Genomic DNA, 13,506 nt, shown 5'->3' with positions numbered 1-13,506 from the left:
GGATCTTGGTCCGGACGGTGAAGAGGGGGGGGGGGCCCCGGTGGCCGCGCGCCCCCCCCAGAAGTTGGACCGCGGCGGAGAATTTTTTTTGTTGAGGCGCCCCGTGGGGGGGGGGGGGGGCGGCGCCGTCGCGGGGGGGGGGCCCCGCGGCCCGGCCCCTTGCCCCGCCGGCGGCGGGGGCGGCCCGCCCACGACTCCGGCCAGGACCAGGACCAGCCCGCACAGCTGCTGAACGGTCAGCACCTCCCCGGCGACCACCGTGCCGAGCAGGACGCCCGTGACGGGGTTGAGCAGGCCTATCAGCCCGACGGTTCCCGCGGACAGATGCCGTAGACCGGTGAACCAGGCGACGAAGGCCAGCGCGGTGGCGACCAGCGAGACGTAGCCGAACGCGAGGAGGGCCGGGGCGGAGAGCGCCGGTGGAGCGCCCTCGACCACCGCGGCGACCGGGAGCAGGAAGAGGCCTCCGGCCGTGAGCTGCCAGGCAGTCGAGGCGAGCACGTCGGTGCCGACGTTCCACCGCTTGGTCAGGACGTGGCCGAACGCCGACACCAGCATGGCGGCGGCCGAGGCGAGGACTCCCGGCACGCTCGTGCCCTCCACCCCCGTCAGCAGCATGAGACAGACCCCGCCGAGCCCGACCACGGCGCAGGCCAGTTGGGCGGCCCGGGGCCGCTCGGACACCAGGGGCCAGGCCATGAGCATCATCGTCAGCGGGGACACGGCCATGACGGTCGAGGCGACGCTCGTAGGCAGCAGCTGCGAGGCCGTGTAGACGAGGACGAAGAACACGCTCATGTTGAGCAGCCCCAGCACCGCGGACCGCCACCACCACGCGCCGCGCGGCAGCTGCCTGCGCAGGGCCAGCAGGACGAGGCCGGCGGGCAGCGCCCGCAGCGCGGCCCCGTAGAGCGGCCGGTCGGCCGGCAGGAACTCGTGGGTCACGTAGTAGTTGGCCCCCCAGGCCACCGGCGCCACCGCGGTGAGCGCCACCCAGCGTGAATTAGCTTCCATGGAAGCTAATATAACTTCCCAGGAAGCTATCTTGGCTATGATGGGTGCATGAACCACGGTGAACCGATCGACCGCGTGGCCCGCATCCAGGCCGACTGGCGCCGCGAGCGGCCCGACGTCGACGTCACGCCGCAGGGGGTGATCGGCCGCCTGCACCGCCTGGCCGGCCGGCTCACCGAGGAGCTCTGCCTCGTCTACGGCCGCTACGGCCTCAGCGAGGGGGAGTTCGACGTCCTGTGCGCCCTGCGCCGGGCGGGCGAACCCTACGAGCGGGCGCCCGGCGAGCTCGCCGCGCACACCATGGTCACCACCGGCGCGATGACGAAGAGGATCGACCGCCTGGAACGGGCCGGACTCGTCACCCGCCGCCGTTCCGACGACGACCAGCGCGGCCGCATCGTCGCCCTCACCACCCCGGGGCGCGAACTCGTCGACCGGGCCTTCACCGGCCACATGCGCAACGAACGCCGCCTGGTGGACCTGCTGACGCCCGCCGAGGCCGAGTCGCTCGAAGCACTGCTCACCACCTGGCTCTCCCGCCTGGAAGAGGCGGGCACTCCCGGCGGCGAGTGAGCCGCCTCCGCCGGGCTGCCAACGCCCCGCCCGGGAGGCACGGCGAGCGGTCCGGTCCGTTCCCGGTGCACGCTCCCGGGCACGTCGACGGTTCACCCGGGTGGGTGATTCTCGCGCTCGCACGGCAGTGCTCGATCCAGGGTACGGGCCGAGGGCGCGGGCCACACGGCAATGCCTTGACCGGTTCATCGCGCATCGGCTCGCCCACGAGGATGTCGGCATGGTGTGGATGATGTGGGACGAGGAGACCTCCTTCGTCGGCCGGGCAGCGGAACTCGACCGGATCGCCTCGGCGTTGAGCGAGAGCAGACTGGTCACCCTGAGCGGGCCGGGCGGGGTCGGCAAGACCAGGCTCGCCCAGCGGGCCGTGTCCCTGGCCGAGGCGGCGGCCCGGGGGAGTGCCGAGGTCGCCTGGGCGGACCTCTCCCCGCTGTACAACGCACACCTCCTGGCGGCCACCGTCGCGGATGCGCTGGACCTGTCCGACCACACCCCACGCCTGCCGGCGGACGCCGTCTGCGCGTGGATCGGCGACCGCAGGACACTGCTGGTCCTCGACTCCTGCGAGCACCTTCTCGCCGAGTGCCGCGACCTGGCCGGCGATCTCCTGACGGCCTGCCCGAACCTGACCATCCTGGCCACCAGCCGGGAGCCGCTGCGCGTCCGTACCGAGGCGGTGGTCGACATCGAGCCGTTCGCCTCCGGGGCGGAGGCGGTCACCCTGTTCGCCGACCGCGCCGCGGCGGCCGGGAGCCCGCTCAAGGACGACACCGATCTCCAACTGGCCGCAGGCCTGTGCGATCAGCTCGAACGACTGCCGCTGGCGCTGGAGCTCGCGGCCGGGCAGTTACGGAGCAGGTCACTGGCGGACCTCTGCGCGGGCCCCTACGCGGCGGTGGACCTGCCCCGGGCGCCGGAGCGCAGATGGCCGCCGCGGCACGCGGCCCTGCGCACCACCATCGGCTGGAGCCACGAACTGTGCACCCCGCAGGAGCGGCTGCTGTGGGCGCGGCTCTCCTATCTGCCCGGCTCCTTCGACGACGACCTCGCGGGCCAGCTGGCCGGCGGCGGCCCGCTCTCACCGGGCGGCGTCGGATGGACTCTCGTCTCGCTGTGCGACAAGTCCGTTGTCATCCGGAAGGACGGCACGTACCGGATGCTGGACGCCGTGCGCGAGTACGGCCGGATGTGGCTCGCCGAGCTGGGCGCCGAGCAGGAACTGGCCCATCGCCACGCCCAGTACGTGCTCGCCCGGACCCGGCAGGCCCATCGCGAGTGGTTCGGTCCGGCGCAGCGGAGCTGGTACCGGCGGATCGCGTTCCTGCACGCGGACATCCGGCTGGCGGCCGACCACCTCCTGGCGACCGACCCGGCCGCCGCACTGGAGATGATCGGCAACGTCACCTTCTTCTGGGTCTGCTCCGGCTACCTGTACGAGGCCCGCCAGTACCTGGAGCGGGCGACCGGGCCGGCCGTCCGGGTGCCGAACGAGACGTGGGTGCAGGGACTGTGGAGCCTGGGACTGACGCTGACCCTGCAGGGCGAGCAGGCCGCGGCGCACGAGACGGCCGCCGCCTGCCGGCGCGCCGCCATCGCGGTCCTCGACACCGACGGGCTGGGACGGGCCGCCTACCTGGACGGCCTGCTGCACCTGCTGGAGGGCCGTCCCCTCGCCGCGGTCAACGGCGTCGAGACGACGGAACCCGGCGCCACGGGCTCGCGCCCGGAACAACTCACCGCGCCGACGGTCCTGTGCCGCCTGGTCCACGTCTTCGGCCTCACCGGCTCCGGCCGGCTGGACCAGGCCCGCCACGAGGCACTCGAACTGCGCGACCTTTGCGCGGCGTTGGACGAGCACTGGACCCGCTCCTACGCGGAACACCAACTGGCCCTGATCGCCTTCCTCACCGGGCGGCCCTCCGACGCCGTACACCACGCGCGGGCCGCCCTCGACGCCAAGCAGCACATCGGGGACGCCTTCGGTATCGCCATGGTGATGGACCTCCTCGCCATCGCCCTGGCCGACGCGGGAGAGGAGCCCGCCGCCGCGTACGCCTTCGGCGCGGCGTCACGCTTCTGGGAGACGGTCGGCCACCCGCAGCGCGGCACACCGGAGATGGCCGCGCTGCGCAACGAGTGCGAGGACAGGCTCGTACGCCGCATGGGACTGAAGCGGTACGGCCAGACCTTCCGGCGAGCGGCCGCGGGCGACGCACGCTCTCTCGTGTCCTGGGGCGCGTACGGCGGCCCGGTGCCCGAGGAGTGACCTGACCTTCAGCTCAGCCCGAAGACCTGCGCGGCGGAGCCGTTGCAGTCCCAGATCTGCAGGTGGGTGCCGTTGGCGGTGGCGCCGCCGGGGGAGTCGAGGCAGCGTCCGGACTGGGGGTTGCGGAGGGAGCCGTCGGCCTGCTGGACCCATTTCTGGCCGCCGACCCCGTTGCAGTCCCACAGTTCGACCTTGGTGCCGTTCGCGGTGCCGTTGCCCACGATGTCCAGGCAACGCCCGAGTGTGGAGAGCGAGTTGTCCGAGCCGTGGTACCAGTGCTGGTCGACCGCGTACGACTGGCAGTCCCACAGCTGTACGGCGGCACCGTCGCCACCGGTGTCGTCGGCGGCCACGTCGACGCATTTGCCGCCCGGGCCCTTGACCGGCCCGCCGCCGTTCACCGAGAACTTCTGTGCGCCGGAACCGTTGCAGTCCCAGATCTGCAGGCGGGTGCCGTTGGCGGTGGCGCCGCTGGGGGAGTCGAGGCAGCGTCCGGACTGGGGGTTGAGGAGGGAGCCGTCGGCCTGTTGTACCCATTTCTGGCCGCCGACCCCGTTGCAGTCCCAGAGCTCCAGCTTGGCCCCGCCTGCCGTGCCGTTGTTCTCGATGTCGAGGCACCGCCCCAGCGTGGACAGCGAGCCGTCCGGATGGTGTGTCCAGTGCTGGTCCTCGGCGTAGGTCTGGCAGTCCCACAGCTGTACGGCGGCGCCGTCGGCACCGGTGTCGTCCGCGGCGACGTCCACGCACTTGCCGCCCGGCCCGGTGATCGTCCCCTGCGGACCGTTCGGCACGTCCGTCTCGCCGCTGTAGCCGACGGAGACGATGTTCGCCTGGACGGCGTTCTCGGCGGCGTCGGTGGGATAGCCGGAGACCATCACGCCCTCGAAGAAGGTGCCCCGGTTCCAGTTGCTGTTGTCGCCGCCGATGCCCAGGATGATGCCGCCCTCCTGCTGCATGGGCCGGTAGCCGCCCCGGGACGGCAGCGCTCCGTCCCACCAGGTGGCCAGCCCGCCGGCCCGGGAGTCCCCGCCCTTGAGCGCGTACCGGGTCTGCCCGTCGTTCTTCAGCACGGCGGTGACGAAGGTGCTGCCGTTGCCCAGGTTGGCGGTGTTGGAGCCGTTGTCGCCCTGGAACATGCCGTTCTCCAGGTCGGCCTCCACCCACGGGCCGTTCCCGGTGCACGGCGCGAAGTAGCAGGTCGTGGCGATCGACACGGCGTCCATGTGCCCGTTGCCGGTGTCGGCCGGGGTGCTCTCCGCGTTGCCGTAGTCGAAGCAGCAGTCGGACCCGACATGGGTGCCGCTGGCCACCATGTAGGCGCCCTCGGCCTGGCCGTCGACCGCGACACCCGAGGCGACACCGGTGTACCGGTAGCCCACTCCCGGCGAGACCCACAGCCCGTACACCTTGTGCCCGCCCGCCGTGACGGCGATCTCGGACGCGTCGGCACCCCGGTCGGCCCCCATGCCCGAGGTCCCCGCCGGTCCGGGCGTGAGGTCGTTGTGCCGGCCGCTCTGGTCGTAGATCCGCGTGATCCGGCAGCCGTCGTCTCCGCCGGCACAGAAGGCGTCCTGGGCCGCCGCGTCCGCGTAACCGCCCTGCGCCGACGGCCCGATGTCGGCGGTGGCCCCGTCCGAGACACGCGTCACCTGATAGAGCGGGCCGTCGTAGGAGGAGAGCAGCGCCCGCGTGACGCTGTGCGCGGCCACGCACGGGGTACCGGCGGCGGCGTAGATGTCGCACGGCAGCGAGCCGACGGCCTGCGAGGCGGCCGGAAACCCGAGCAGCAGCCCGAGAGCGAGACCGAGGGAGGCCAGCACGGCCACCACCCGAGATCTGCGCGCTCCTGTGCGTGATGCACTGCTTGGCGAGCTCATGACAATCCAGGCGGACGGGGAACCACGCATGGCACGTCCCTTCGAAGCTGGAGTGGGGGGCCGCGCTCAGGGTGCGGCGACACAGCTCTTCGATCGGCTCGGCCGGGAACCTACGCACGCTGTTCGGCCGCGTCAATATTTGTTTCCTTTTTGGTTCAGACCAAGCTCCGGATGTGAACTGGTGTCGGGGCGTGTGGAATTCGAAACAACGGTTCCTGTACGAGGCGTTCATGTCCACCCCGCCCCGCCCCGCACCGCTCGCGGCCGGTCCCGTGCGCGCCGTCAGGAGCTCACCAGGCGGTCCGGGCCGAGTGGGACCTCGTGGAGGAGCAGACGGCTGCGGGCCTCCCGCACTCCGAGGTCGGCCTTGAGGCGGTCGACGACGGTCTCGAACTCGCGGGCGTCGGCGCAGGCGACGCGCAGCTGGTAGTCGTAGTCCCCGGTCAGCCGCATCGCGGCCACGACCTGTGGGACGTCGTGCAGCTGGTTCTCGAAGACCGTGCGGTCGGTGCCCTCGCGCAGGCGGATGTCGCTGAGCAACTCCATGCCGTGGCCCAACGCCGCGAGGTCCACCTCGGCCCGGTAGCCCCGGACGAACCCGTCCGCCTGCAGCCGGCGCACGCGGTCGGCGACCGTGTTGGCCGACAGCCGCACCCGGCGGCCCAGGTCCTGGTAGGTCGCCCGGCCGTCCGTGAGCAGGACGGTCAGGATCTGCCGGTCGATACGGTCCACGGGTCCCACCTCAGGAAAACTCGGTGATCAGACGGTGTCGCCGATTTTTCCACAGCGACAGGCCCTCGAGTGCCGCGAAGTCCGAGCCAATGTCGGCGCATTCGGTGCCAGGCTCCAAGGCATGGAGATCCTTCTGCGGACCGCTCTCGCCCCCTGTCTCGTCCTGCTCGTCTCCGTCGTCGCACGCCGCTCGGGCCCACGCCTGGGCGGGCTGCTGCTGGGTCTGCCGATGACCTCGGTGCCGTTCGTCATGCTGCTGTGGCTGGACGCCGGGAGCGAGGCCGCCGCCCGAGCCGCGCGCGGCCTCGTCGCGGCCCAACTCGCCGTCGCCTGCTTCTGCTTGGCCTACGGGCGCCTCGCCGCCGCGCTGCGGCCGGCCCGCGCCCTCGCCGTCGCCCTCGCCGGTACGGCCGCCGCGGCCATGGCGGCGGCCACGTGCCCGAACGTCTGGCTGACCGCCGCCGCGGCCCTCGCCGTCACCTGCGCCGGGCTCGTGACCTGGCCGGCCCCACCACCCGCCGGCCGGCCCGCCACCCGCGTACGCCGGGGACGCGAGGTCGGGACGAGGATGGCGGTGTCGGCCGTCACGGTCCCGCTCGCCCTGACCGCGGCCCGCGCCCTCGGCCCCTTCGCCGCCGGCGTCCTGGCCGCGTTCCCCGTCCTGCTGGCCGTCATGGTCCCGGCCACCCACCGCACGACGGGAGCACAGGCCGCCGCCGTGATGACACGCGCCGCGCTGACCGTCGTACCCGGCACCATCGCCCTCCTGCTCCTGCTCTCCACGGCCCTGTGAACGCCCCGTGCCGGCCGGTGCGCGACCCGTACCGGCGGTCAGGTCACGCGCTCGAGGCGGGACGGCGACCCCGCCGTCTGGCTGCCCTCGTCCCCGAGCGCCAGGGTGCCCGCGCCGTCCTCGGTCAGGGTGTAGACGTTGCCCGATCTGCACACCACACCCTGCGAGGGGTCCGAGGGGGTACTGGTGACCGACTGGAACACCATGGACGTCGTGTGCGTCTCCCGCAGCCGCAGGGTCTCCGTGCAGCCGATGTCGCCCCCGCTGCCGGCCTCGGTCACATGGCTGACCTGCCGGCCCACGAGATCGCCACGTTTCGCGGCATGCAGGGTGAGGGTCACGGACACGCCCGTCGTACGGGCGTTGAACACCCCGTCACCCGCGGTACTCCCCGGGCCGGTGCCCTTCCAGGTCCCCACCCAGGACGCGGGCAGCGCGTTCGCGGCGGCCGGGCCGGAGGGGGACGAAGAGGGCGTCGACGACGATGACGGCGATGACGTACGACCCGTGGCCTGTCCGTCCCCGTCCCCGTCCCCGTCCCGGTTCCCGACTCCGCCCCACCAGAGCGCCACGGCGACCGTCGCCGCAACGGCCGACACACCGCCGGCCACGACCGCGGACCGGATGCGGGCCCGCGTCGCCCCGTTCCCGGTGGCAGAGGGAACCGCGGCACCGGCTGGGGCGAGGGGCACGGGCCGTCCGCCGGTCCCGACCGGCGGACCGTACGCGGGCGGCGGACCGAACCCCGGCTGTGTGCCGGATCCCGGCTGCGCCCCGAATCCCGGCATCGCGGCCACCGTTGTCGGCGCGGGCGCAACCGTCGGCGCGGCCGGAACCGGCGTCGCCGCCACGGCGGTCGACGCGTCCAGCAGGGCGCGCAGCTCGGCCTCCCGCGCGGCGAGGTCCTCGGCCAGACCCGCCGGCGACGCGGTGGCCCAATCCCGGACGTCGGGTCCGAGCCGCTCCAGCAACTCCTGCGCCGTGGGGCGGGAACGGGGCGCCTTCTGCAGACAGGCCGTCAGCACCGGCAGGAGGGAGCGCGGTACGTCGTCGAGCGGAGGTTCCTCGTGCACGATCCGGTAGAGCAGCTGCGCCGCCGAGGGCTCCTCGCCGCGACGCAGGAACGGCCCTTGACCGGTGGCCGCCTACACCAGCACCGCCGCGAGCGAGAAGACGTCGCCGGGCTCCGCCGCGGCCCCGCCCGTGACCTGCTCGGGAGCCATGTACCCGGGGGAGCCGATGACGCCGCCCGTGCGGGTGTGGCGGGTGTCGTCGGCGGCGCGGGCGATACCGAAGTCGATGAGCAGCGGATGGCGGCGGCCCAGCAGCACGTTGGACGGCTTGACGTCCCGGTGCGCGAGCCCCGTCCGGTGCACGGCCCGGAGCCCCTCGGCGAGTTCCGCTCCCAGCGCACGGACCGCGGCCTCGGGCAGCGGACCGTGCCGTTGCACCCAGTCGGCGAGGGTCGGCGCCGCGACGTACTCCGTGGCCAGCCACTGCGGCCGCTGCCCCGGCGCGCTGTAGTCGACGACCGCGACCGTCCACGGCGAACGCACCTGGTCGCTGCTGGCGATCTCCCGCGCGAACCGTTCCTCGAAGCCGGGATCCAGACCGAACTCGCTCCGCACGGTCTTGAGCGCCAGCGGCCGGCCGGAGGACGTACGGGAGAGGAAGACCTGCCCCATGCCGCCGTCTCCGAGGCGCGCCAGCAGAGGGTAGCCGCCGACGGCGGACGGATCCGTGGGATCGAGACTTCTCATCAACGTCTCCGGGCGGTGAGCGCGTCGCGACCGGGCGGCCCACCACCTGCAAGCGGAGCCCCCCTTGGCATCCGCGTGGACTTGGCCTGCGGTGAGGTATTCATATCAGTTGGTGCAGTGCGCACGTCGGTCGGTGCGGTGCGTACGCACTCCCGGCCCGCCCGCGGATACATAGGTGCAGGATGCATACTTGCGGGCGAAATTAGGGCAGCCTTACTCTGCTGAATCGCACCACCCAGGGCCCGGCCGTCCGTCGGCCCCGTCGGCCCGGCCGTCCGTCGACGACGCGTTCGCCGGCCTGTACCCCCTGTCGCTGAGCGCCCGGACCCTGCAGAGCCGGGTCTTCGACGACGGCCCGGACCTCTGAGGGGCTCCGGACCGTGGTGTCGGGGAAGGCAGATTCAGGGGTGTTGTTCTAGTCGTGATCGGTGGAGAGGGCGACATGCCGCCAGGCGTCCATGTCCTTGCGGAAGGTGTCCAGTTTGGCGTCGAAGGCTTGCAGGGTGTCGGCTCCGAGCGGGAGGCGCAGCGGTGGCTCGGGGGCGGCGGCCATCTCGACGATGGCGTGGGCGGCTTTGACCGGGTCGCCGGGCTGAGCGTGGTTCAGGCCTGCGGCGGCCGCACGCATCGCGCCAACGGTGGCGGTGTAGTCGTCGATCGTGTCGGGTCCGGTGTGGAGGCTGGTGGGGTCGAGGAAGTCGGTGCGGAAGAAGCCGGGTTCCACGAGGGTGACGTGGATGCCCAGGGGGGCCAGTTCGGTGTGGAGGGTCTCGGTGAAGCCCTCGACGGCGAACTTCGTGGAGGCGTAGACGCCCCAACCCGGCGCGGTCGCGAAGCCCACGATGGAGCTGATGTTGATCACGTGGCCGGAGCGCTGGCGGCGCAGTACCGGCAGTACGGCGCGCTGGACGGCGAGCGGGCCGAACACGTTGGTCTCGAACAGCGCGCGGACCGCGGCGTCGTCGGACTCCTCGACGGCGGCGAGCAGTCCGGTGCCGGCGTTGTTGACCAGGACGTCGATCCGGCCGAACCGCTCGACCGCGGCGTCGACGGCAGCCTGGATGCTCTGCGGGTCGGTCACGTCCAGCGGCGCGGTGAGCAGTGCGTCGCCGGCGTCGGGGAACTGCTCGCGGATGGTTGCCGCCTTCCGTGCGGTCGCGACCACCTGGTGGCCTGCGGTCAGGGCGGCACGGGTTATTTCCAGGCCGAAGCCCCGGGACGATCCAGTGATGAACCAAACGCTCATTGTCTTCTCCGGTGTTCAGACGGTGGGCAGGTCGAAGGCCGCGCGGTTTTGGGCGATGAAGTCCTCGACGTCGAGGGGGTCGCTGCCGCCGATCGTCTTCACGAGGTCGTTGGTGCCGGCGAAGACGCCGTTGCGGTAGTCGACGGCCACGGCGAGCAGGTGCTGGATCAGGTGGTCCGGTGCGCCGCGCCCGCGCAGGATGGCGGCGAATTCGTCGAGTTCGATGGGCACGTAGGTGACTTCACGGTCCAGCGCCCGCGACATCTTCTCGGCGATCTCGTAGTGGTTGAGTTCCTCGGCTCCGTACAGCGGGTAGATCTGGCCGGCGTGCGGGGCGGGGTCCTCCAGGACGGCCGCGATCACCTTGGCCTGGTCGCTTTCGGCGATGGGGGCGTGGCGTCCGTCGGCGAACGGCAGGCGCAGTTCGCCGGTGCCGTCGGCCCAGGTGTCGATCAGCCACTGGGCGAAGAAGGTCGGGCGGATGTGGGTGACGGGGACGGGGGCGTGGTCCAGGACGCGTTCGGCGACCCAGTGCTGGCGTGCCGCGTTGCTGGCGGTGTTGCGGCGGGCGGAGACCTGGGACATGTTCACGATCGCCTGGATCCCGTGCTCCTCCGCCGCCTGGGCCACGTTCGCGGTGGCGTCCATCAGGGCGGGGCGGATCGGATAGGTGAAGTACAGGGCGTCGATCCCCTTGGTCGCTGCGGCCAGGGAGTCCAGGTCGAGGACGTCGCCTTCCACGACGTCCGCTCCGAGGGAGGCGAGCCGTTCGGCGCGTCCGTCGAGACCGCGGACCAGTGCGCGGACGCGGTGTCCTCGCTGGAGCAGGAGTTCGGTGGTGTGGCCGCCGGTCTTGCCGGTGGCTCCGATCACGAGGAGGTTGCGTTCCATGAGGGTGATCTCCGTTTCTTGAGAGGGCGCCGGCGGGAACTCCAGCGTCAGTCCTTCGAGCGGGTGCCGCAGAAGATGGGGGGAGAGGCGGTGCGATCCCGGTTCGACCGGTGGCCGTGGTCGGCTTTCCGGCCCGCCCCGAGCGGCCGCGGCCGGGTGGTCAGGGTGTGCGGCGGGGCCGGAGGGCGAGCAGCGCGGCGGCCGCGACGATTCCGGCCCCGGCCTGGACGGACCAGGCATGGTCGAACCCGCTGGTCGTGGCCTGGGGGGTAAGGGCGACGAGCAGGGCCACGCCCACCGCGCTGCCGATCTGCCGGCTCATGTTGAGAACGGCGCTGCCGGTGGCGGCACGCTCGGGTGCGAGGGTGCCGGCAGCGGCGAACAGGGGCGCTTGGGCCAGACCGCCGGCCAGGCCGACCAGGATCAGGCCCGGGAACATGCCGCCCCAGTAGTCGGGGGTGGTGTGCACGGTCGCGAGCCAGTATCCGGCGGCACATGCCATGGCCAGCGTCCCGGTCACGGCGGGGACGGTGCGTCCGAAGCGGCTCTGGATGGGCCCCGCGCTCATGGCGAAGGCGATCGAGGCAAGAGGGGCCGGGGCGATCGAGACGCCTGCGCGCAGCGGGCTGAAGTGCCAGACCTCCTGCATGAACAGGGCGGTGCTGAGCAGGACGGTGGCGAAGCCGACAGAGAACAGGAACAGGGCCACGGTGGCGGCGGTGAACGGCCTGCTGGCGAACAACTGCTTCTCGATCACCGGTACCTTGGCGCGCAGGGTGCGCTCGACGGTCACAGCCCCTGCCAGGGCGGCGGCGACGAACAGGGCCAGGGTGCGGATGTCAGTCCAGCCCCACCCGGGCCCCTGGACGGTGCCGAGCACCAGCAGGCTCACGGCCAGCAGCAGTGCGAGGGCGGAGACCGGGTCCGGCAGGGCGGCACCCCTGGGCTGGCGCACCTCGGGCAGCAGCAGCGCACCGGCGACGAGGGTGGCGATGCCGACGGGAACGTTGACCAGGAAGATCCACCGCCAGTCGAGGGTGACGAGCAGCCCGCCGACGGGCGGGCCGGCCGAGGCCGCGATCGCGCCCACGCCCGCCCACAGGCCGACGACCAGGGTGTGCCGGCGCTTGGGAAAGCTGGGGTAGAGCAGGCCGAGCGAGGTCGGCACGATCATCGCCGCGCCGACGGCCTGGAAGGCGCGGGCGGCGACCAGTACACCGAGACTCGGTGCGGCGGCCGCGACGGCGGAGGTGAGGGTGAACAGCGCTACTCCGGACAGCAGCATCTTCTTACGTCCCCACTGGTCCGCGATGCGGCCGGCGGGCACGAGCACGGCGGCGAAGACGATCGCGTAGGCCGACAGCACCCACGATGCGCTCGCGACCCCCGTGCCCGGGAAGGACCGGCCGATTCCGTCGAGGGCGACGTTGACGACGAAGAAGTCGAGCTGCGCCATGAAGGCGACGGCACCCAGCACCGCCATGATGCTCCAGCGGCGCGGGTGGCCGGCCTCGGTGACGGCCGGAGCCGGGCCGCTGCGGCGGGTCGCCGTCACCGCCTGCGGTGCAGCCTGTGTGGGCATCCTGTCCACCTTCCCAGAGGAAAGGGCTTGGCAGCCCTTTTTTGGTCTGCCTCCAGGAGACCTCTCGCGGAATGGGTTGTCAAGCCCTTTTTTGGGTTACAGTGGTGACCATGACCACCACCGGCCAAGCGTCGACTCGGAAGCTCACCGCCAAAGGCCTGGCCACGCGCGAACGCATCGTCAGGGCGGCCGCCGAGCTGATCTACGAACACGGTGCGCAGAACACCAACAACGAGCAGATTCGCGAGGCCGCCGGAGTCAGCGGCTCACAGCTGACGCGCCACTTCCCCACCAAGGAGTCCCTGGTGCGCGCGGTGCTCGCCTGGCAGGCCGACAGCATCGTCGCCCGCCATCAGGCACCGGAGTTGGGCGAGCTGGACAGCTTCGCCGCCCTGCGCCGGTGGGCCGACTCCTACATCGCGTCGCAGGACATGCTGCGCGGCGGGTGCACGTTCGGCTCCCTGGCCGCCGAGGTCGTCAAGACCGAGCCCTCTCACCGGGACGCCGTGGCTGACGGCTTCGAACGATGGCAGGTGCTGTTCAGGCGCGGCCTGGGCAGGATGCGCGAACGCGGAGAACTGCGGCCGGAGGCCGATCCGGCCGCGCTCGCCCACCTGCTCACGGCCGCCTTCCAGGGTGGAGCCCTGCTGGACCAGGCGGCCGGCGAGTCCACCCCGCTGCGGGACGCGCTGTACGGGGCCCTGGACTACATCGAGTCGTTCGCCGCGGCGCGCTGACCGCACCGCGGAGCGCGGGCCTTCGAACGCGCAGC

The 13,506-nt window shown here is 72.3% G+C and carries 12 protein-coding genes; 4 read left to right on the top strand and 8 right to left on the bottom strand.

The genetic code is table 11. The annotated features are described in order from the left end of the window. Positions 1–1,014: EamA family transporter (locus ACFWPQ_RS28910; RefSeq protein WP_384040835.1), on the bottom strand; the 1,014-nt coding region annotated here is incomplete at its 3' end. Between the two features lie 48 nt (positions 1,015–1,062). Between ACFWPQ_RS28910 and ACFWPQ_RS28905 the strand changes: the two genes are divergently transcribed. Both ACFWPQ_RS28905 and ACFWPQ_RS28900 read left to right on the top strand, forming a co-directional pair. After that, a complete protein-coding gene (locus tag ACFWPQ_RS28905; RefSeq protein WP_384040832.1) occupies positions 1,063–1,587 on the top strand; it encodes a MarR family winged helix-turn-helix transcriptional regulator in 525 nt (174 codons plus the stop codon). Between the two features lie 220 nt (positions 1,588–1,807). Next, positions 1,808–3,853, top strand: a complete 2,046-nt coding sequence (locus ACFWPQ_RS28900; RefSeq protein WP_384040830.1) for an ATP-binding protein — start codon at positions 1,808–1,810, stop codon at positions 3,851–3,853. Between the two features lie 8 nt (positions 3,854–3,861). Here the strand turns inward: ACFWPQ_RS28900 and ACFWPQ_RS28895 are convergent, their stop codons facing one another. Beyond that, the gene (locus ACFWPQ_RS28895) at positions 3,862–5,682 is read right to left on the bottom strand and encodes an arabinofuranosidase catalytic domain-containing protein (protein ID WP_384040827.1); all 1,821 of its coding nucleotides are present in this window, start codon (positions 5,680–5,682) and stop codon (positions 3,862–3,864) included. 330 nt (positions 5,683–6,012) lie between these two features. After that, on the bottom strand, positions 6,013–6,462 hold the full coding sequence (locus ACFWPQ_RS28890; protein ID WP_384040824.1) for an Lrp/AsnC family transcriptional regulator: 450 nt from the start codon (positions 6,460–6,462) through the stop codon (positions 6,013–6,015). A gap of 121 nt (positions 6,463–6,583) precedes the next feature. Between ACFWPQ_RS28890 and ACFWPQ_RS28885 the strand changes: the two genes are divergently transcribed. After that, positions 6,584–7,255 carry a hypothetical protein gene (locus ACFWPQ_RS28885; RefSeq protein ID WP_384040821.1) on the top strand — a complete coding sequence of 224 codons (672 nt, stop codon included), beginning with the start codon at positions 6,584–6,586 and terminating at the stop codon, positions 7,253–7,255. 38 nt (positions 7,256–7,293) lie between these two features. Here the strand turns inward: ACFWPQ_RS28885 and ACFWPQ_RS28880 are convergent, their stop codons facing one another. From ACFWPQ_RS28880 to ACFWPQ_RS28860, 5 genes are all read right to left on the bottom strand, one after another. After that, complete coding sequence (locus ACFWPQ_RS28880) at positions 7,294–8,328, bottom strand: hypothetical protein (RefSeq protein WP_384040817.1); 1,035 nt, start codon at positions 8,326–8,328, stop codon at positions 7,294–7,296. 72 nt (positions 8,329–8,400) lie between these two features. Next, on the bottom strand, positions 8,401–9,015 hold the full coding sequence (locus ACFWPQ_RS28875) for a serine/threonine-protein kinase (protein ID WP_384040814.1): 615 nt from the start codon (positions 9,013–9,015) through the stop codon (positions 8,401–8,403). A 415-nt stretch (positions 9,016–9,430) separates the two neighbouring features. Further along, a complete protein-coding gene (locus ACFWPQ_RS28870) occupies positions 9,431–10,261 on the bottom strand; it encodes an oxidoreductase (RefSeq protein WP_384040811.1) in 831 nt (276 codons plus the stop codon). Between the two features lie 15 nt (positions 10,262–10,276). After that, the gene (locus ACFWPQ_RS28865; protein ID WP_384040808.1) at positions 10,277–11,152 is read right to left on the bottom strand and encodes an NmrA family NAD(P)-binding protein; all 876 of its coding nucleotides are present in this window, start codon (positions 11,150–11,152) and stop codon (positions 10,277–10,279) included. A 160-nt stretch (positions 11,153–11,312) separates the two neighbouring features. Next, the gene (locus ACFWPQ_RS28860; RefSeq protein WP_384040805.1) at positions 11,313–12,734 is read right to left on the bottom strand and encodes an MFS transporter; all 1,422 of its coding nucleotides are present in this window, start codon (positions 12,732–12,734) and stop codon (positions 11,313–11,315) included. 110 nt (positions 12,735–12,844) lie between these two features. Here ACFWPQ_RS28860 and ACFWPQ_RS28855 point away from each other — a divergent pair, with 110 nt between their 5' ends. Continuing rightward, the gene (locus ACFWPQ_RS28855) at positions 12,845–13,471 is read left to right on the top strand and encodes a TetR/AcrR family transcriptional regulator (RefSeq protein WP_384040802.1); all 627 of its coding nucleotides are present in this window, start codon (positions 12,845–12,847) and stop codon (positions 13,469–13,471) included. The last annotated feature ends 35 nt before the right edge of the window (positions 13,472–13,506 follow it).

This window comes from Streptomyces sp. NPDC058464, from assembly GCF_042721035.1.
Lineage (GTDB): Bacteria > Actinomycetota > Actinomycetes > Streptomycetales > Streptomycetaceae > Streptomyces.
Note: the sequence above shows the minus strand (reverse complement) of the source record. Positions and strands in the feature narration are given on the sequence as shown.